Origin of the sequence: Pseudomonas parafulva (assembly GCF_000800255.1) — a bacterium.
Taxonomy (GTDB): Bacteria; Pseudomonadota; Gammaproteobacteria; order Pseudomonadales; family Pseudomonadaceae; genus Aquipseudomonas; species Aquipseudomonas boreofloridensis.
This window is the reverse complement of sequence record NZ_CP009747.1, coordinates 4,279,583-4,298,584: the sequence shown is the minus strand read 5'-3', so window position 1 is coordinate 4,298,584 and position 19,002 is coordinate 4,279,583. Positions and strand designations below refer to the sequence as shown.

Annotated in this window: 18 protein-coding genes; 8 read left to right on the top strand and 10 right to left on the bottom strand. The window is 64.6% G+C overall.

Features of this window, described 5'->3' with window-relative positions:
- Nucleotides 1–75 precede the first annotated feature (75 nt).
- Together NJ69_RS18855 and NJ69_RS18850 are read left to right on the top strand one after the other, a co-directional pair.
- Nucleotides 76–1,725 (top strand): GMC family oxidoreductase, encoded by a 1,650-nt coding sequence (locus NJ69_RS18855; RefSeq protein ID WP_039582162.1) that lies wholly within the window; start codon nucleotides 76–78, stop codon nucleotides 1,723–1,725.
- Between the two features lie 99 nt (nucleotides 1,726–1,824).
- Nucleotides 1,825–3,441, top strand: coding sequence for an MFS transporter (locus NJ69_RS18850; protein WP_039582160.1), 1,617 nt, complete (start codon nucleotides 1,825–1,827; stop codon nucleotides 3,439–3,441).
- Nucleotides 3,442–3,617: 176 nt separating this feature from the next.
- Here NJ69_RS18850 and NJ69_RS18845 read toward each other — a convergent pair whose 3' ends face one another.
- Genes NJ69_RS18845 through glyQ form a run of 4 tightly spaced genes read right to left on the bottom strand, consistent with a single transcriptional unit; the run spans nucleotide 3,618 to nucleotide 7,978 of the window.
- A complete protein-coding gene (locus NJ69_RS18845; RefSeq protein WP_039582158.1) occupies nucleotides 3,618–4,388 on the bottom strand; it encodes a lysophospholipid acyltransferase family protein in 771 nt (256 codons plus the stop codon).
- Nucleotides 4,389–4,448: 60 nt separating this feature from the next.
- Complete coding sequence (gene gmhB, locus NJ69_RS18840; protein ID WP_039582156.1) at nucleotides 4,449–4,976, bottom strand: D-glycero-beta-D-manno-heptose 1,7-bisphosphate 7-phosphatase; 528 nt, start codon at nucleotides 4,974–4,976, stop codon at nucleotides 4,449–4,451.
- Nucleotides 4,977–4,979: 3 nt separating this feature from the next.
- On the bottom strand, nucleotides 4,980–7,034 hold the full coding sequence (glyS, locus tag NJ69_RS18835) for a glycine--tRNA ligase subunit beta (RefSeq protein ID WP_039582155.1): 2,055 nt from the start codon (nucleotides 7,032–7,034) through the stop codon (nucleotides 4,980–4,982).
- Nucleotides 7,031–7,978 (bottom strand): glycine--tRNA ligase subunit alpha, encoded by a 948-nt coding sequence (gene glyQ, locus NJ69_RS18830; protein ID WP_029615043.1) that lies wholly within the window; start codon nucleotides 7,976–7,978, stop codon nucleotides 7,031–7,033. Before glyQ ends, glyS begins: the two co-directional genes overlap by 4 nt.
- An 84-nt stretch (nucleotides 7,979–8,062) precedes the next feature.
- Between glyQ and NJ69_RS18825 the strand changes: the two genes are divergently transcribed.
- Both NJ69_RS18825 and NJ69_RS18820 read left to right on the top strand, forming a co-directional pair.
- Complete coding sequence (locus tag NJ69_RS18825; RefSeq protein ID WP_029615042.1) at nucleotides 8,063–8,614, top strand: DNA-3-methyladenine glycosylase I; 552 nt, start codon at nucleotides 8,063–8,065, stop codon at nucleotides 8,612–8,614.
- A gap of 40 nt (nucleotides 8,615–8,654) precedes the next feature.
- Nucleotides 8,655–9,542, top strand: a complete 888-nt coding sequence (locus NJ69_RS18820) for a lysophospholipid acyltransferase (RefSeq protein WP_039582152.1) — start codon at nucleotides 8,655–8,657, stop codon at nucleotides 9,540–9,542.
- A 31-nt stretch (nucleotides 9,543–9,573) separates the two neighbouring features.
- Here NJ69_RS18820 and NJ69_RS18815 read toward each other — a convergent pair whose 3' ends face one another.
- The 5 genes from NJ69_RS18815 to def are packed head-to-tail and all read right to left on the bottom strand — an operon-like array spanning nucleotide 9,574 to nucleotide 14,100.
- Nucleotides 9,574–9,882 carry a tetratricopeptide repeat protein gene (locus tag NJ69_RS18815; RefSeq protein ID WP_039582151.1) on the bottom strand — a complete coding sequence of 103 codons (309 nt, stop codon included), beginning with the start codon at nucleotides 9,880–9,882 and terminating at the stop codon, nucleotides 9,574–9,576.
- Between the two features lie 14 nt (nucleotides 9,883–9,896).
- Nucleotides 9,897–11,270 carry a Trk system potassium transporter TrkA gene (gene trkA, locus NJ69_RS18810; protein WP_039582147.1) on the bottom strand — a complete coding sequence of 458 codons (1,374 nt, stop codon included), beginning with the start codon at nucleotides 11,268–11,270 and terminating at the stop codon, nucleotides 9,897–9,899.
- Nucleotides 11,271–11,293: 23 nt separating this feature from the next.
- Complete coding sequence (rsmB, locus tag NJ69_RS18805; protein ID WP_039582145.1) at nucleotides 11,294–12,604, bottom strand: 16S rRNA (cytosine(967)-C(5))-methyltransferase RsmB; 1,311 nt, start codon at nucleotides 12,602–12,604, stop codon at nucleotides 11,294–11,296.
- Nucleotides 12,601–13,533 (bottom strand): methionyl-tRNA formyltransferase, encoded by a 933-nt coding sequence (gene fmt / locus NJ69_RS18800; protein ID WP_039582142.1) that lies wholly within the window; start codon nucleotides 13,531–13,533, stop codon nucleotides 12,601–12,603. The genes rsmB and fmt overlap by 4 nt, the downstream gene beginning before the upstream one ends.
- Before the next feature lie 60 nt (nucleotides 13,534–13,593).
- Nucleotides 13,594–14,100, bottom strand: a complete 507-nt coding sequence (def, locus tag NJ69_RS18795) for a peptide deformylase (protein WP_039582140.1) — start codon at nucleotides 14,098–14,100, stop codon at nucleotides 13,594–13,596.
- Between the two features lie 243 nt (nucleotides 14,101–14,343).
- Between def and dprA the strand changes: the two genes are divergently transcribed.
- From dprA to NJ69_RS18780, 3 genes are all read left to right on the top strand, one after another.
- Nucleotides 14,344–15,441, top strand: coding sequence for a DNA-processing protein DprA (gene dprA / locus NJ69_RS18790; RefSeq protein WP_039582137.1), 1,098 nt, complete (start codon nucleotides 14,344–14,346; stop codon nucleotides 15,439–15,441).
- 38 nt (nucleotides 15,442–15,479) lie between these two features.
- Nucleotides 15,480–16,037: an L-threonylcarbamoyladenylate synthase gene (locus tag NJ69_RS18785; RefSeq protein ID WP_039582134.1), complete on the top strand. Its 558-nt coding sequence runs from the start codon at nucleotides 15,480–15,482 to the stop codon at nucleotides 16,035–16,037.
- 342 nt (nucleotides 16,038–16,379) lie between these two features.
- Complete coding sequence (locus tag NJ69_RS18780) at nucleotides 16,380–16,685, top strand: DUF3077 domain-containing protein (RefSeq protein WP_039582132.1); 306 nt, start codon at nucleotides 16,380–16,382, stop codon at nucleotides 16,683–16,685.
- A gap of 276 nt (nucleotides 16,686–16,961) precedes the next feature.
- On the opposite strand, the gene NJ69_RS18770 is transcribed toward NJ69_RS18780, so the two are convergent.
- Nucleotides 16,962–17,939 carry an NADPH:quinone reductase gene (locus NJ69_RS18770; protein ID WP_039582128.1) on the bottom strand — a complete coding sequence of 326 codons (978 nt, stop codon included), beginning with the start codon at nucleotides 17,937–17,939 and terminating at the stop codon, nucleotides 16,962–16,964.
- A 134-nt stretch (nucleotides 17,940–18,073) separates the two neighbouring features.
- Here NJ69_RS18770 and hemF point away from each other — a divergent pair, with 134 nt between their 5' ends.
- A complete protein-coding gene (gene hemF / locus NJ69_RS18765) occupies nucleotides 18,074–18,997 on the top strand; it encodes an oxygen-dependent coproporphyrinogen oxidase (RefSeq protein WP_039582125.1) in 924 nt (307 codons plus the stop codon).
- Nucleotides 18,998–19,002: the final 5 nt, after the last annotated feature.

Genomic DNA, 19,002 nt, shown 5'->3' with positions numbered 1-19,002 from the left:
CTCGTGTTTCATCCGCGAAATTACTCACTAAGATGAATCGGGACAAGAATAAAAAATCAGGCCCGAGGTTGCCCCATGCCATCAGCCGATTCTCTCTACGATTACGTCGTGGTAGGCGCCGGTCCCGCCGGATGTCTACTGGCCAATCGATTGTCCGCCGATCCTGCCTGTCGCGTACTGCTGCTCGAAGCGGGCGGCCGCGACAACTACCCCTGGATTCACGTCCCTGTCGGTTACCTCTACTGCATCGGTAATCCACGCACCGACTGGTGCTTCAAGACCGAAGCCCAGCCTGGGCTGGACGGTCGCAGCCTGGGTTACCCGCGCGGCAAGGTACTGGGTGGCTGCTCGTCCATCAACGGCATGATCTACATGCGCGGTCAGGCGGCCGACTATGATCGCTGGGCCGAACTGGGCAATGCCGGTTGGGCCTGGAAGGACGTGCTGCCGCTGTTCAAGGCCAGCGAAAACCACTTCGCCGGCGCCAGTGAGAGTCATGGCGCTGCGGGTGAATGGCGGGTCGAGCAGCAACGCTACAGTTGGCCCATCCTCGATGCCTTCCGCGACGCCGCCGAGCAGAGCGGTGTGGCCAAGGTGGCCGACTTCAACACCGGCGACAACGAAGGCTGTGGATACTTTCAGGTCAACCAGCGCAGCGGTGTGCGCTGGAACGCCGCCAAGGCATTCCTGCGGCCGATCGCGGCACGGCCCAATCTCACCGTTCTGACCGACGTTCAGGTGGATCACGTGCTGCTCAGCCAGAGCCGCGCCACGGCCGTGAAGGCGCGCTGGCAAGGCGCCTGGCATGAATTCGGCGCGCGCCGGGAGATCATCCTGTGCGCAGGCTCGGTTGGCTCGCCGGGCATCCTGCAACGCTCTGGCATCGGCCCACGTGCCTTGCTCAATGACTTGGGGATCACCGTTCGCCACGAACTGCCAGGTGTCGGCGGCAACCTGCAGGATCACCTGCAACTGCGCCTGATCTATCAGATTCGCAACACCCATACCCTCAACCAGATGGCCAACAGCCTGTGGGGCAAGTTGGGCATGGGCCTGCGCTACCTCTATGACCGCAGCGGTCCGCTGGCCATGGCGCCGAGTCAGTTGGGTGCGTTCGTGCGTTCGGGGCCTGAGCAGGCGTCGGCCAATGTGCAGTATCACGTGCAGCCGCTGTCGCTCGAGCGCTTCGGCGAACCCCTGCACCGTTTCCCGGCGTTCACCGCCTCGGTGTGCAACCTGCGTCCGGCCAGCCGGGGACGGATCGACATCCGCTCGGCCGACATGAACGCGGCGCCGCTGATCGACCCCAACTACCTCAGCGATGCCCAGGACCTGAAAGTCGCCGCCGACAGCATTCGCCTCACCCGGCGCATCGTCCAGGCCCCTGCCCTGGCGATCTTCGATCCCAAGGAGTATTTGCCGGGCGCCGCCTTGGACACCGAAGAACAGCTGTACGAGGCGGCCGGCAAGATCGGCACCACCATCTTCCATCCGGTCGGGACCTGCCGCATGGGCAGCGGCACGCTGGACGTTGTGGATAACCAGTTACGCGTTCACGGCATCCCCGGCCTGCGGGTGGCCGATGCCTCGATCATGCCGCAGATCGTTTCCGGCAATACCTGCTCCCCCACCTTGATGATTGCCGAGAAGGCGGCGCAGCTGATTCTCAAGGGCACCCCCAGCCACCTCATGCTCAGCGACAGCAACGCGATACCGACGCCCTGACCGGGCGCGTGCAACACACCGGCAGCCTTGGAGTCGAGGGCTGCCGACAGTGGAACAAGAACAATAATCACTGTGGCCTGCGGGCCGAGGACAGCAACGATGTCGGACTACATCCAGCAACAGGGCGCCGCCGCTTCCAGCAGCCGCCGCGAGGAACGCAAGATCATTTTCGCTTCATCCCTGGGCACGGTGTTCGAGTGGTATGACTTCTTCCTTTATGGCGCGCTGGCGGCGGTGATCAGCAAGCAGTTCTTCGCGGGGGTCAACGACACCACGGCGTTCATCTTCGCCCTGATGGCCTTCGCCGCAGGCTTCCTGGTGAGGCCCTTCGGCGCCCTGGTGTTCGGGCGTCTGGGCGACATGATCGGACGCAAGTACACTTTCCTGATCACCATCGTACTCATGGGCCTGTCGACCTTCGCAGTGGGCCTGCTGCCCACCTATGCCAGCATCGGCATTGCCGCGCCGATCATCCTGGTGATCCTGCGCATGCTTCAGGGCTTGGCCCTGGGGGGTGAATACGGCGGTGCGGCCACTTACGTCGCCGAACATGCGCCACCGGGCAAGCGCGGTTTCCACACCGGTTTCATTCAGTCCACCGCCACCTTGGGGCTGCTGCTGTCGCTGGTGGTGGTGCTGGGCAGCCGCTACATCAGTGGCGATCAGTTCGAAACCTGGGGCTGGCGCCTGCCCTTCCTGCTGTCCATCGTGCTGCTGGGCATTTCCACCTGGATACGGATGAGCATGCATGAGTCCCCGGCCTTCGTGAAAATGAAGGCGCAGGGCAAGGTCAGCAAATCGCCGATTCGCGAGTCGTTCACCTCCTGGCCGAACCTGAAGGTGGTGCTCACCGCGCTGTTCAGCATCAACGCTGGGCAGGCCGTGACCTTCTACACGGCGCAGTTCTACGTGCTGTTCTTCCTCACCCAGATGCTCAAGATGGACCCCGCCCAGGCCAACACCCTGCTGATCATCAGCGTGGTGATCGGTGCGCCGTTCTTCGTCTTCTTCGGCTGGCTGTCGGACCGCGTGGGCCGCAAGCCGATCCTGATGATCGGTCTGCTGCTGGCCACGCTGTGTTATTTCCCTATGTTCAAAGCCCTCAGCCACTACGCCAACCCGCAGATCGACGCGGCCAGCCGTCAGTCGCCGATCGTGGTCAGTGCCGATCCGCAGGGCTGTACCTTCCAGTTCGATCCCGTGGGCAAGGCCCGTTTCGACAGCCCCTGCGACAAGGTCAAGACGTTCCTGGTCAAGCAGGGCCTGCCGTACAGCTCAGTGGCCGCGACCGGCAGCGAGGTGTCGGTGAGCATCGGTGACAAGACCATCAACGGTTTCGATGAGGCGGCGATGCGGGCAGCCGTCGAGCAGGCCGGCTATCCTGCCAAGGCCGATCCCGCCCAGGTCAACCAGGTGATGGTGGTGGTGCTGATCGTGGCGATGATCCTCATCGCAACCATGACCTACGGCCCGCTGGCGGCGGTGATGGTGGAGCTGTTCCCCACGCGTATTCGCTACACCTCGATGTCATTGCCCTATCACATCGGCAATGGCTGGTTCGGCGGGTTCCTGCCCACCGTGTCGTTCGCGCTGGTGGTGTACACGGGTGATATCTTCTATGGGCTGTGGTATCCGGTGTTGATCACCGGTGTCAGCCTGGTGGTGGGGATCTTCTGCCTGAAAGAGACCCGGGATGTGGATATCGACAAGGTCTGAAAACTGACTGGAAGCCATGAAAAAACCGGCTGTAAGAGCCGGTTTTTTTATGCCGCAAAAAACTTATGCACGATTTTCAAGAAATCGTCATACAGGGAAATAAGCTTTTAATTCAAACACTTATATCTAATCCCTGACGACTCATCGCCAAATTGCTAACAACTTATCCACAGTTCTCAAGCGACCGGCGTTGCGTCGCTTTCCTGCGTTGCAGGCAGCGAGCCCATTTCCCGTTGGCGGGCTTCGTTCCAGGCCTGGGCGCGGTCGTTGAGCTCGGCGATGGCGCGCGGTCCGGTACCGGTGGCGTACATTGGCTCACCGATGATGACCTCGATGGTGCCCGAGCGTTTGCCCCAGCCGGTCTTGGGCCAGAATTTGCCGGCGTTGTGGGCGATGGGCAGTACCGGCAGGCCGGCGTTCACGGCCAGCGCCGTGCCGCCACGGGAGAATTTACCCACCTGGCCGAACGGCACGCGCGTGCCTTCCGGGAAGATCAGTACCCACACGCCCTGCTTGAGCAGTTCGTCGCCCTTGCTGGCCACATGACGCAGGGCTTCCTTGGGATTGTTGCGGTCGATGGCGATGGGCCGCAGCATGGCCATCGCCCAGCCGAAGAAAGGCACATACAGCAGCTCACGCTTGAGCACTTGGCTCAGCGGCGAGAAGTAGGCCGACAGGAAGAACGTCTCCCACGTGCTCTGGTGGTTGGCCAGAATCACGCATGGCTGCTGCGGTACGTGCTCGGCGCCGGTGATCTTGTAGTCGATACCGAGGATCGTGCGCGTCAGGAACAAGGCGCAGCGGCACCAATAGACATTGATGAAACGGTAGCGCCGTGGGAACGACAGGAACGGCGCGATGAAGAAGCTCAGTGAGCACCACAGCAGCGAACTGGTGCCCAGCAGCAGGTAAAAAAGAAAGATTCTGATCGCCTGCAGGATCGACATAGTGGCATGTACCGTTGCGGGACATGCCCGCCTGAGAAAGCGCGCCAACCGGCGCGTGCTTTAAATGAGTGCTCTGGCAATGGCTGCCAGATCGTCGTAAATCAAGGTGCCGGATGGGACACCCTTGTCCAGGGTCCGCAGACCCTTGCCGGTTTTCACCAGCACCGGTTGTGCTGCGACGGCCACGGCCGCTTGCAGGTCACCCGCACTGTCGCCGACGAACCATACACCGGCCAACGGCGCTTGATAATGCTCGGCGATTGCCCGCAGCATGCCCGGCTTGGGCTTGCGGCAATCGCAGCCTTCGTCCGGACCATGCGGGCAATAGACGATCTGCCCCAGCTCGCCACCCTGCTCGGCGACCAGCGCGCGCAGCCGCGCGTGCATGGCTTCGAGCGTCTCGAGCGAGTAGTAACCGCGGGCAATGCCGGACTGGTTGGTGGCCACGGCCACCGTCCAGCCCGCCTGACTCAACTGCGCGATGGCTTCGATCGCACCGGGAATGGGGATCCACTCGTCCAGCGACTTGATGTAGGCGTCGGAGTCATGGTTGATCACACCGTCGCGATCGAGTATCAGCAGTTTCAAGGCTTACCCCAGCAGCGAGATGTCGGCGACGCCCAGGAACAGACCGCGCAGGCGGCTGAGCAAGGCATAGCGGTTGGCGCGCACCTTGGCGTCCTCGGCATTGACCATCACTGCCTCGAAGAAGGCATCGACCGGGTCGCGCAGCGCGGCCAGGCGCGCCAGCGACTCGCGGTACTGACGGGCTGCAGCCATGGGCTGAACGGCCTGGTCGGCTTGCTGGATCGCCGAGTACAGCGAGAACTCGTTGGCGTTGTCGAAGTACTTCGGCTCCACCTGCTCGGCGATGGCGCCTTCGGCCTTGCTCAGCAGGTTCGACACGCGCTTGTTCACGGCGGCCAGGGCATCGGCCTCGGGCAGCTTGCGGAAGGCCTGCACGGCTTGCACGCGCTGGTCGAAGTCCAGGGCCGACGACGGTTTCAGGGCGCGCACCGAGAGGTAGGTGGCCACGTCCACGCCTTCGTCTTCGTAGCGCGCACGCAGGCGATCGAAGATGAATTCGAGCACCTGTTCGGCCAGGCCCGCAGCCTTGACCTTGGCGCCGTACTGCTTCACTGCGAACTCGACCGCTGCGGTCAGGTCCAGGTCGAGCTGCTTCTCGATCAGGATGCGCAGCACACCCAGCGCGGCACGCCGCAGGGCGTAGGGGTCTTTGCTGCCGGTGGGCAGCATGCCGATGCCGAAGATGCCGACCAGGGTGTCGAGCTTGTCGGCGATGGCCACGGCGGCCCCGGTGAGGGTCTCGGGCAACTCGGCGCCGGCACCGCGCGGCATGTACTGCTCGTTCAAGGCCAGGGCGACGTCCTGCGCTTCGCCATCGTTGACGGCGTAGTAGTAGCCGGCGATGCCTTGCATTTCAGGGAATTCACCGACCATTTCGGTGGCCAGGTCGCACTTGGACAGCAGGCCCGCGCGCCCGGCATTGATGGCACTGCCACCGATGAACGGCGCGATATAGGCCGCCAGCTTGGACACTCGCTCGGCTTTGTCGAAGACGGTGCCCAACTGCGCCTGGAACACGACGTTCTTCAGGCGTTCGTTGAAGGTTTCCAGCTTTTGCTTCTTGTCTTGCTTGAAGAAGAACTCGGCGTCGGTCAGGCGTGGACGTACCACCTTCTCGTTGCCGTGCACGATCTGCTGCGGGTCGCGGCTCTCGACGTTGGCCACGGTGATGAAGCGCGGCAGCAGCTTGCCTTCGCTGTCGAGCAGGCAGAAGTACTTCTGGTTGTCCTGCATGGTGGTGATCAGCGCTTCCTGGGGCACGTCGAGGAAGCGTTCCTCGAACGAGCACACCAGCGGCACCGGCCATTCCACCAGCGCGGTCACTTCATCCAGCAGGGCGGGCGGCACGATGGCCGTGCCTTCCTGCTGACGGGCCAGTTCTTCGGTGCGCTTGGCGATCAGCGCGCGGCGCTCGGAGAAATCAGCCAGCACATAGGCCTTGCGCAGGTCCTCGACGTAGTTGGCCGGGGCGCTGATGGTCACGTTTTCAGGGTGGTGGAAGCGGTGACCGCGCGAATCGCGGCCGGCTTTCTGCGACAGCAGGGTGCAATCGACGACCTGGTCGCCCAGCAGCATTACCAGCCATTGGGTCGGACGCACGAACTCTTCGCGGCTGGCGGCCCAGCGCATGCGCTTGGGAATTGGCAGGTCGTTGAGCGAGTCCTCGACGATGGTCGGCAGCAGGCTGGCGGTGGCCTTGCCCGGAATGTGCTGGGAGAAGCGCAGCTTGGGGCCGCTCTGGTCGATTTCCGCGAGCTCCACGCCACATTTCTTGGCGAAACCCAGGGCGGCCTGGGTGGGGTTGCCGTCGGCGTCGAATGCGGCCTGGCGGGGCGGGCCGTCGATGTTGATGCTGCGGTCGGGCTGCTGCACGTCGAGCTGGCGGATCAGCACGGCCAGGCGACGGGGCGCGGCGTACACCGACTTGCCGGTGTAGTTCAGGCCGGCGGCCTGCAGGCCTTTCTCGATGCCGGCCAGGAAGGCGTCGCCGAGGGTGGCAAGGGCTTTGGGTGGCAGCTCTTCGGTGCCCAGTTCAACCAGGAAATCTTGCGCACTCATTGTGCAGCCTCCAGCTTGGCCAGTACTTCATCACGCAGTTCGGGGGTGGCCATCGGGAAGCCCAGGCGTGCGCGGGCTTGCAGATAGCTTTGCGCCACGTCGCGGGCCAGGGTGCGCACGCGCAGGATGTAGCGCTGGCGCTCGGTCACCGAGATGGCGCGGCGGGCGTCGAGCAGGTTGAAGGTGTGCGACGCCTTCAGGACCATTTCGTAGGTCGGCAGCGGCAGCTCCAGCTTGATCAGGCGGTTGGCTTCGCTTTCGTAGAAGTCGAACAGCTCGAACAGCTTCTCGACGTTGGCGTGCTCGAAGTTGTAGGTCGACTGTTCCACTTCGTTCTGGTGGAACACGTCGCCATAGCTGACCTTGCCGAACGGACCGTCGGCCCAGACCAGGTCATACACCGAGTCGACGCCCTGGATGTACATGGCCAGGCGTTCCAGGCCATAGGTGATTTCGCCGGTGACCGGATAGCACTCGATACCGCCGACCTGCTGGAAGTAGGTGAACTGGGTGACTTCCATGCCGTTGAGCCAGATTTCCCAGCCCAGACCCCAGGCGCCGAGGGTCGGCGATTCCCAGTTGTCTTCGACGAAGCGGATGTCGTGGACCAGCGGATCCAGACCGATGGCCTTGAGCGAGCCCAGGTACAGTTCCTGGAAATTGGCCGGGTTCGGCTTGAGGACGACCTGGAACTGGTAGTAGTGCTGCAGGCGGTTGGGGTTCTCGCCGTACCGTCCGTCGGCAGGGCGACGGCTGGGTTGCACGTAGGCGGCGTTCCAGGTCTCCGGGCCCACGGCGCGCAGGAAGGTGGCGGTGTGGAAAGTGCCGGCGCCTACTTCCATATCGTAGGGCTGAAGTACCACACAACCTTGCTCGGCCCAGTAGTTCTGCAGGGCGAGGATCAGGTCTTGGAAGGTACGCACGGCTGGCGTAGGCTGGCTCACGAAATTCACCTGTATCTGGGGATGCGGATGTAAAGAGCGGGAGTATAACCCGATTCGCCTCGCCCTCTACGTAATTGGAGCCTTATGCCACGCTGCTTCTGGTGTACCGACGATCCCCTGTACCAGGCCTACCACGACCAGGAATGGGGAACCCCGCAGCGCGACCCGGCGTTGCTCTTCGAGATGCTTTTGCTCGAAGGGTTCCAGGCGGGCCTTTCGTGGATCACGGTGCTGAAGAAACGCGAGCGCTATCGACAGGTGCTGGAGGGCTTTGACCCCCATCGGTTGGCCGAGATGAGCGATGCGCGCATCGAGGAACTGATGCTCGACCCGGGCATCATCCGCAACCGCCTCAAGCTCAATGCGGTGCGCCGCAATGCCCGCGCCTGGCTGGCGCTGGAAGACCCCGGCCAGTGGCTGTGGTCGTTCGTCGGCGGCGAGCCGAAGATCAACCATCCCCAGGGCCGCGGCGATATCCCCAGCGTCACCGACGAGGCCAAGGCCATGAGCAAGGCCCTGCAGAAAAAGGGCTTCACCTTCGTCGGACCGACCATCTGCTACGCCTTCATGCAGGCCACCGGCATGGTCATGGACCACACCACCGACTGCGATCGCTACCCCGCGCTGGCGCACTGAGGCGTTACAATGCCCGCCTTGCAGAAATAAGGAATCGCCTGTGGAAAAGTTCAAGGGCGCCCTGATGGTCGGGGTGCTGCGCCTGTTCGCCAAATTGCCCTGGAGCGCCGTGCAGCGCGTGGGCGCCGGTATCGGCTGGCTGATGTGGAAGGTCCCCAACGGCTCGCGCAACGTGGTGCGCATCAACCTGGCCAAGTGTTTCCCGAGCATGCCGGAAGTCGAGCGTGAGCAACTGGTCGGCCTGGCCCTGAAGGACATCGGCAAGTCGTTCGTCGAGAGCGCCTGGGCGTGGATTCGCCCGCCGCAGCAATCGCTGGCGCTGGTCAAGGAAGTGCACGGCCTGGAGGTGCTGGAGCAGGCGCTGGCCACCGGCAAGGGCGTGGTCGGCATCACCAGCCACCTGGGCAACTGGGAAGTGCTGAACCACTTCTATTGCAACCAGTGCAAACCGATCATCTTTTACCGTCCGCCCAAGCTCAAGGCGGTGGACGACCTGCTGCGCGAACAGCGGGTGCAGATGGGCAACCGCGTGGCGCCGTCCACCAAGGAAGGCATCCTCAGCGTGATCAAGGAAGTGCGTCGCGGCGGCCAGGTGGGCATTCCCGCCGACCCTGAGCCGGCCGAGTCGGCCGGGGTATTCGTGCCTTTCCTGGGCACCCAGGCGCTGACCAGCAAGTTCGTGCCGAACATGCTGGCCGGAGGCAAGGCCGTGGGGGTGTTCCTGCATGCGCTGCGCCTGCCCGATGGTTCCGGGTTCAAGGTGTTCCTGGAGGCGGCGCCAGACGACATGTACAGCGCCGATGTGAACGTGGCGGCGGCGGCGATGAGCCAGGTGGTGGAGCGTTATGTGCGTGAGTACCCCAGCCAGTACATGTGGAGCATGAAGCGCTTCAAGAAGCGCCCGGCCGGCGAGGCGCGTTGGTATTGATCCAGGGGGCCCGTACAGGCCCCCCGCTAGATCACGCCTTGTCGAGCTTTCTCAGAAACACCGTCATTTCCTTCTCGGCCTGCTTGTCGCCGTGGATCTGCGCCGCGGCGATGCCCTCCTCCCAGGCCTGGCGCGCCGCTGTCAGGTTGCCCTCGCGTTGATGAGCCTTGCCCAGCAGCTTCCACGCCGCCGAGTACTTCGGGTCCTGCGCCACGCACTGGGCCAGGTGCAAGGCGGCTTCGGCGCCGTTGCCCTCGTCCAGCCACGCTTTGCCCAGGCCGAACCGCAGCAGCGGGTTATCCACACCCTTGGCCAGCATCTTTTCCAATGATTCGCGCATGTGTGGGCCTCCGGCTAGAAGAAACTCAGGCCGACGTGGAACAGCTTCTCCACGTCGCGGATGTGTTTTTTATCCACAACGAACAGGATCACATGGTCGCCTGACTCGATCACCCGATCATCATGGGCGATCAGCACCTGGTCGAAACGGATGATCGCACCGATGGTGGTGCCTGGCGGCAGGTTGATGTCAGCGATGGTCCTGCCGACCACCTTGCTCGACTTGGCGTCACCGTGGGCCACCGCCTCGATGGCTTCGGCAGCGCCTCGGCGCAGGGAATGCACGCTGACGATGTCGCCACGGCGCACGTGTGCCAGCAGCGTGCCGATGGTCGCCAGTTGCGGGCTGATGGCGATGTCGATGTCGCCGCCCTGCACCAGATCGACGTAGGCGGGGTTGTTGATCAGGGTCATGACCTTGCGTGCGCCCAGGCGCTTGGCCAGCAGCGACGACATGATGTTGGCCTCGTCATCGTTGGTCAGCGCCAGGAAGATGTCGGCTTCAGCGATGTTCTCCTCGAGCATGAGGTCTTTGTCCGAGGCGCTACCCTGCAACACCACGCTGCTTTCCAGGGTGTCGGACAGATACCGGCAACGTGCCGGATTCATCTCGATGATCTTCACCTGGTAGCGGCTTTCGATGGCCTCGGCCAGGCGCTCGCCGATCTGTCCACCGCCGGCGATGACCACGCGCTTGTTGGTCTCGTCGATGCGCCGCAGCTCGCCCATCACCGCGCGGATGTCTTTCTTCGCGGCGATGAAGAACACTTCGTCGTCGGCCTCGATCACGGTGTCGCCATGGGGCTTGATGGGGCGGTCGCGGCGGAAGATCGCTGCCACCCGGGTATCGACATTGGGCATGTGGGCGCGGATCTGGCGCAGTTGCTGGCCCACCAACGGCCCGCCGTAGTAGGCCTTGACCGCGACCAGTTGCGCCTTGCCGTCGGCGAAGTCGATGACCTGCAAGGCGCCGGGATGCTCGATCAGGCGCTTGATGTAGTTGGTCACCACCTGTTCGGGGCTGATCAGCACGTCGACGGGGATGTGGTCGTTATCGAACAGTTCTTCCCGCGAGAGGTAGGACGATTCGCGGACTCGGGCGATCTTGGTCGGCGTGTGGAACAGCGAATAGGCGACCTGGCACGCGACCATGTTGGTCTCGTCGCTGTTGGTCACCGCCACCAGCAGGTCGGCGTCGTCGGCGCCGGCCTGGCGCAGCACCGTGGGCAGCGAGGCGCGGCCCTGTACGGTGCGGATGTCCAGGCGATCGCCCAGGTCGCGCAGGCGCTCGCCGTCGGTATCGACCACGGTGATGTCGTTGGCTTCGCTGGCCAGGTGCTCGGCCAGCGTGCCGCCCACCTGCCCTGCGCCGAGGATGATGATCTTCATCGGCTACTCCCTACCTCAGGTGCTTATCCGCGCGAAGCGGCGATCTTGATCAGCTTGGCATAGTAGAAACCATCGTGACCGCCTTCCTGGGCCAGCAACTGGCGGCCGTGGGGCTGGCGCACACCGGCTTCGGTCGCCAGGTCCAGCTCGCGGGCACCCGGGGTGCGGGCGAGGAAGGCGTCGATCACGTCGGTATTCTCGGTCGGCAGGCTCGAGCAGGTGGCGTAGAGCAGCATGCCGCCGACCTCGAGCGTGGGCCACAGGGCATCGAGCAGTTCGCCTTGCAGCGCGGCCAGGGCGGCGATGTCGTCGGCCTGGCGGGTCAGCTTGATGTCTGGGTGGCGGCGGATCACGCCGGTGGCCGAGCAGGGGGCATCGAGCAGGATGCGCTGGAACGGCTGGCCGTCCCACCAACTGGCCGTGTCGCGGGCATCGCAGGCGATCAGCTCGGCGTCCAGTTGCAGGCGCTCGAGGTTGTCGCGCACCCGTGCCAGGCGCTTGGCTTCCAGGTCGATGGCAACCATCTGCGCCAGACCGGGTTCGGCCTCCAGCAGGTGGCAGGTCTTGCCACCGGGGGCGCAGCAGGCGTCGAGCACCCGCTGACCGGGCGCCAGTTCCAGCAGGTCGGCCGACAGTTGCGCGGCTTCGTCCTGCACGCTCACCCAGCCCTCGGCGAATCCAGGCAAGTCGCGCACGTCGCAGGCGGCGTCGAGCACGATGCCGTCGCGGCTGTAGCGGCAAGCGCTGGCGCCGATACCGGCGGCCTCGAGCAAGGCTAGGTAGGCATCACGGCTGTGATGACGACGGTTGACCCGCAGGATCATCGGCGGGTGGGCGTTGTTGGCGGCGCAGATGGCTTCCCACTGCTGCGGCCAGAAGGCCTTGAGCGCCTTCTGCAGCCAGCGCGGATGGGCAGTGCGCACCACCGGATCGCGCTCCAGATCGGCCAGCAGCGCTTCGCCCTCGCGCTGGGCGCGGCGCAGCACGGCGTTGAGCAACCCTTTGGCCCACGGCTTCTTCAGCTTGTCGGCGCAGCCGACCGTTTCGCCGATGGCGGCGTGGGCCGGAATGCGTGTGTAGAACAGTTGATACAGGCCCACCAGCAGCAGCGCCTGGACGTCGGCGTCAGCGGCCTTGAACGGCTTTTGCAGCAACTGCGCGGCCAGCAGGTCCAAGCGCGGCTGCCAGCGAGCGGTGCCAAAGGCCAGGTCCTGGGTGAGGCCGCGGTCGCGGTCCTCGACCTTGTCCAGTTGCGCCGGCAGCGAGCTGTTCAGCGAGGCCTTGCCGCTGAGCACGGCGGCCAGGGCACGGGCGGCGGCCAGGCGTGGATTCATTGGCCCAGCACCTTGCCGCTGGCGAACTTCTCGCGGCGGCTGTTGAACAGGTCGCTGAAGGCCAGGGCCTTGCCGCCAGGCAGTTGCAGGCGAGACAGGCTCAAGGCGCCATCGGCGCAGGCGACGACCAGGCCGTCCTTGCTGGCCGAGAGTATTTCGCCGGGTGCGCCCTGCCCTGTGGATAACGTTGCGCCCAGCACCTTGACGGTTTCGCCGTCCAGGGTGCTGTGGCACACCGGCCAGGGGTTGAACGCCCGGATCAGGCGCTCCAGTTCCTGGGCAGGACGGTTCCAGTCGAGGCGCGCTTCGTCTTTGTTCAGCTTGTGGGCATAGGTGGCCAGGGCGTCATCCTGCACGTCGCCGTGCAGGCTACCGTCGGCCAGGCCGGCGATGGCATGCACCACGGCGCCAGGGCCCATCTGGGCGAGGCGATCGTGCAGGCTGCCGCCAGTGTCGTCGGCGCTGATCGGCGTGGTGACCTTGAGCAGCATCGGGCCGGTGTCCAGGCCGGCTTCCATGCGCATCACGGTTACGCCGCTCTCGGCATCACCGGCCTCGACGGCGCGCTGGATCGGCGCCGCACCGCGCCAGCGCGGGAGCAGCGAGGCATGGCTGTTGATGCAGCCCAGGCGCGGGATGTCGAGCACCACCTGGGGCAGGATCAGGCCGTAGGCCACCACCACCATCAGGTCCGGCGCCAGTGCCGCCAGTTCGGCCTGGGCCTCGGCGTTGCGCAGGGTTGGCGGTTGCAGCACCGGAATGTCGTGGGCCGCGGCCAATTGTTTGACCGGGCTGGGCATGAGCTTCTGGCCGCGACCGGCGGGGCGATCAGGCTGGGTGTAGACGGCCACGATCTGGTACGGGCTGTCGAGCAGGGCCTTGAGGTGTTCGGCGGCAAACTCTGGGGTGCCTGCGAAGACGATGCGCATGGAGTTCTCGCTTCAGAAAAGAAGAAGGCTTGCCGGAGCAAGCCTTCTGCAAGGTGAGGATCAGGCTTGCTGGCGGTGCTGCTTTTCCAGCTTCTTCTTGATCCGGTCGCGTTTGAGCTGGGACAGGTAGTCGACGAACAGCTTGCCGTTGAGGTGATCGAACTCGTGCTGGATGCACACCGCCAGCAGGCCCTCGGCTTCGAGCTCGAAGGGCGTGCCGTCGCGGCCCTGGGCCTTGACCCGCACGCGCAGCGGCCGGTCGACGTTCTCGTAGAAGCCCGGTACCGACAGGCAGCCTTCCTGGTACTGCCCCATGTCGTCGGTGAGTTCTTCGACGCTGGGGTTGATGAAGATCCGCGGTTCGCTGCGGTCTTCGGACAGGTCCATGACCACGACCTGCTGGTGCACATTGACCTGGGTAGCGGCCAGCCCGATGCCGGGCGCTTCGTACATGGTTTCAAACATGTCGTCGATCAGCTGGCTCAGGGCGTCGTCGAACGCCGTCACCGGTTTGGCGAGGGTGCGCAGGCGCGGGTCCGGGAATTCGAGGATGTTCAAGATGGCCATAGGGGTCAGGCAGTCACTGTGCGTTTGGTTGAAAACTGAGCACACATAATAAAGGGTATTGGCGCGTTCGGCACCTGGCAAAGCTCGGCTAGGGTTTTAGGCAGTGTCTGCAGGGGTCTGCGCCGCTCCAGCTCGGAGGGGTATCGGCGGCAATCGATAGACAGCTTTTCAAACTATTATCAACACAGTTATCCACAGGTTGTATGGCGTGGATGACGGTCTGCCGATCAAGGACGATCTGCCATGAATACCCTGTTTGCTGCACCCTGTTCCCCTGCCGAACTGGAAGCACGGCTGCGCCTGCACCTGCTTCCCGACATCGGCTCGCGGCGCTTTCGTACCCTCATCCAGGCCTTCGGCAGTGCCTGTTCGGCGCTCAGCGCGCCGGCGCGTGCCTGGGTGGCGCTGGGCGTTGCACAGGCCTGCGCCGACGCCCGTCGCAGCCCTGAGGTGCGCACCGCCGTCAGCGCTACGATGGCCTGGCTAGAGCGTCCGGGCCAGCATTTGCTGATGTGGGACGACCCTGGCTACCCGGCGCTGTTGAAGGAAACCGACGACGCGCCACCGCTGTTGTACGTCGCGGGCGACCCTGCCCTGCTGGAGCGTGCGCAACTGGCGGTGATCGGTAGCCGCCGTGCCACACCACCGGCGTTGGACACGGCAAGGGCCTTTTCCCGGCACCTGGCGCGCGGCGGATTCACCATCACCAGCGGCCTGGCGTTGGGCATCGACGGCGCCGCTCATCGCGGCGCGCTGGACGCGCAGGGGAGCACCATCGCGGTGCTGGGTTCGGGCCTGCAAAAACTTTATCCACAGCGCCACGCGGTACTCGCCCGAGACATCCTGGAGCGCGGTGGCGCGCTGGTTTCGGAGTTCGCGCTGGACGCGGTTCCACAGCCGGGCAACTTTCCCCGGCGCAATCGCATCATCAGCGGCCTGTCCCTGGGGGTGCTGGTGGTCGAGGCGAGCCTGGCCAGCGGGTCACTCATCACCGCGCGCCTGGCGGCCGAGCAAGGACGCGAGGTGTATGCCATCCCAGGGTCCATCCATCATCCCGGCGCCAAGGGCTGTCATCAGCTGATCCGCGACGGCGCGCTGCTGGTGGAGAGTGTCGAGCAGATCGTCGACAGCCTGCGCGGATGGCAGAACCTGCCGCCGGCGCCTGTGGACGAACCTGTCGATCCGCTGCTCGCGCTGCTGATCGCCGCCCCGCAGACCAGCGAGGCATTGGCCCTGAGCAGTGGCCTGGCGTTGGCCCAGGTGCTGGCCCGCCTGACCGAGCTGGAGCTGATCGGGCGGGTCAGCAACGAAGCCGGACGTTGGTTTGCCCGCTGCGGCTAAGTACACTGCCGCATCGGGATCGAAGCGGAGAGACAGCAATGGTGAGCAGTTGGCGTGTGCAACAAGCCGCACGTGAGATTCGCGCGGGGGCGGTGATCGCCTACCCGACGGAAGCGGTCTGGGGCCTGGGCTGCGACCCGTGGAACGAAGACGCGGTGTATCGGCTGCTCGCGCTCAAGTCGCGGCCTGTGGATAAAGGCCTGATCCTGGTTGCCGACAACATTCGCCAGTTCGACTTTCTGTTCGAGGATTTCCCCGAAGACTGGATCGACCGCATGGCCGCGACCTGGCCGGGGCCGAACACCTGGCTGGTGCCGCACCAGGACCTGTTGCCCGAATGGGTTACCGGGCAACATGACACCGTGGCGCTGCGGGTCAGCGATCATCCTCAGGTCGGCGAACTGTGCGCGTTGGTCGGCCCGCTGATTTCCACCTCCGCCAACCCGGCCGGTCGCCCGGCGGCCAAGAGCCGGTTGCGGGTGGAGCAGTATTTCCACAACGAGCTGGACCTGGTGCTCGGTGGCGCGCTGGGTGGGCGCAAGAACCCCAGTGTGATTCGCGATCTGGTGACGGGCGAGGTGGTGCGGGCGGGCTGACTGAGCGCGATGTTGGGTCAGGTCGCAGCGGTGCGATCTTTCTGATTCTGATGGTCAGGTCAGACATTGTTGATTTAGGGAAATATCCTACGCAGCGTGTCGGCCGCCATTACCTTCACAGTGGAAACGTCCCTCTCTAGGCTCCTGATCGTCGCCGAACATGTTGGCGATCGGGTGTGGTAACCCGGATGTTTCAGGTGGTTCACAGCCATGGCGGCTGTGCGCGGGAGGCCTTGTGCCTGCCGGGAATAAGCCTCCTGCCCGGTTTACCACCCCGCGTACAGCTGCCACCCAACCCGTGTGGTAACGGACAGGTGACAGCTCCACGTTCAGGAGCGCCTCATGAAGAAAATCGTACCTGACCCGCCGCTACCTTCAACGGCTCCCCACCCCTTCGGCCGCTGCGACGCCGGCCACCCTCCGCTCTTCAGCGTAAACCCCGACATCGCCCCCCACGACGCACTCGTCCACGTCGCGCTGTACCTGCGTTGCGCCTACGACGCCGGTATCAAGGCCCTCGACCATCTGCGCGACGACGGTCGAGGCCTGTTCTGGGCGAGCCTGCACTCACTGGAAATGGCCGAAGGACTGGTGGAAGCGATGCTGGACGCTATCGAATCATCGGCAGTATTGCGCGACGGACCTTGAAATGAAGCGGCACTCTGATAACGCAGCCACCGATTACGATGAAACTCAATATCTGCTTGCCAGTGAATGCAATGCTGACCGGCTGAGAGCTTCCGTGGAGCAGATCCGACTACGCACGATAAGCGCTGTATGGGTCTCACAGAAGGCGTTCACAGTATGTGAGAAGCTCACTGTCAACGTCTTCATCAGAGCGATGCCCAAGATCCGAGATTGAATCAGATGAGTATGCTTTGAGGCGCTAGCCTCAAAGCTATTTGAGTTGGGGGCATATGCGCCTCACGGCACCAACACCGTCGACCCCACCGTGCGCCTCCCCGACAACGCCTCCTGCGCCTTGGCCGCTTCGCTCAACGGATAGCGTTGCTGAATGTCCACCACCAGCTTGCCGCTGGCGATCATCGCGAACAGGTCGTCGGCCATGGCCTGGGTGTTTTCGGCCGTGTTGGCGTAGGTGGCCAGTGTCGGGCGGGTGACGTACAGCGAGCCCTTCTGCGACAGGATGCCCAGGTTGACGCCGGTGACGGCGCCAGAGGCGTTGCCGAAACTGACCATCAGGCCGCGCGGGCGCAGGCAGTCGAGGGACGTCAGCCAGGTGTCGGCACCCACACCGTCGTACACCACCGGGCACTTCTTGCCGTCGGTCAGTTCGAGCACACGCTGGGCCACGTCTTCGTGGCTGTAGTCGATGGTCGCCCAGGCGCCCAAGGCTTTGGCCCGCTCGGCTTTCTCGGCCGAGCCGACAGTGCCGATCAGTTTGGCGCCCAGCGCCTTGGCCCACTGGCAGGCCAGCGAACCGACCCCACCGGCGGCGGCATGGAACAGGATGATGTCGCCCGGCTGCACCGCGTAAGTCTGCTTGAGCAGGTACTGGGTGGTCAGGCCCTTGAGCATGACCGCGGCGGCCTGTTCGAAGCTGATGCTCTCCGGCAGCTTGACCAGGTTCGCTTCCGGCAGGGTGTGCACTTCGCTGTAGGCGCCCAGCGGACCGCCCGCATAGGCCACCCGGTCGCCGGCCTGCAGCCGGCTGACCCCCTCGCCCACTGCCTCGACCACCCCGGCGCCTTCGGTGCCCAGCCCGGACGGCAGGGACGGCGGCGCGTACAGCCCGCCACGGAAATAGGTGTCGATGAAGTTCAGGCCGACCGCCTGGTTGCGTACGCGCACCTGCTGCGGTCCCGGTGGGGCGGGGTCGAACTCGACCCACCGCAGGACTTCCGGGCCGCCATGCTGGCTGAACTCGATTCGCTTGGCCATCGCACTCTCCTGTCGTCATCGTCGCAAAAGGCCTTCCATCGGACGCCTTTGCTTGACGGCCGTCAACTGCGACGTAGCCTTGGCCGATGGTATGCTACGCCGCCCATTCCACCCTGTCCCTCCCAGGTGATCCGATGACCCGCCGTACCGAGGCCGTGAAGGCCTACCTGCTCGACCTGCAAGACCGCATCTGCGCCGCCCTCGAAGCCGAGGACGGTGGCGCCCGCTTCGTCGAGGACGCCTGGGTGCGCGAAGCCGGTGGCGGGGGGCGCACGCGGGTGATCGGCGAGGGCCAGGTGATCGAGAAAGGCGGCGTGAACTTCTCCCACGTGTTCGGCGCTGGCCTGCCACCGTCGGCCAGTGCGCACCGCCCGGAGCTGGCCGGGCGAGGCTTCGAGGCGCTTGGCGTGTCGCTGGTGATCCACCCGCACAACCCGCACGTGCCCACCTCCCACGCCAACGTGCGCTTCTTCAGCGCCGAGAAGGAGGGCGAGGAACCGGTGTGGTGGTTCGGCGGCGGTTTCGACCTGACGCCCTATTACGGCAACGAGGAAGACTGCATTCACTGGCACCGGGTGGCCGAACAGGCCTGCGCGCCCTTCGGCGCCGAGGTGTATCCGCGCTACAAGGCCTGGTGCGACCGCTACTTCCACCTCAAGCACCGCGGCGAGCCACGCGGCATCGGCGGGCTGTTCTTCGATGACCTGAACGAGTGGGACTTCGACACCTGCTTCGCCTTCATCCGCGCCATCGGCGACGCCTACATCGACGCCTACCTGCCCATCGTGCAGCGGCGCAAGGCCATGCCCTGGACGGCTGAGCAGCGCGAATTCCAGGAGTTTCGCCGTGGTCGCTACGTGGAATTCAACCTGGTCTACGACCGTGGCACGCTGTTCGGCCTGCAGTCCGGCGGGCGCACCGAGTCGATTCTCATGTCGTTGCCGCCGCAGGTGCGCTGGGGCTATGACTGGAAACCGGCGCCCGGCAGCGAGGAAGCGCGCCTGACCGATTACTTCCTGCAGGACCGCGACTGGCTGGGCCAGTCCACCTGTGGATAAGCGAG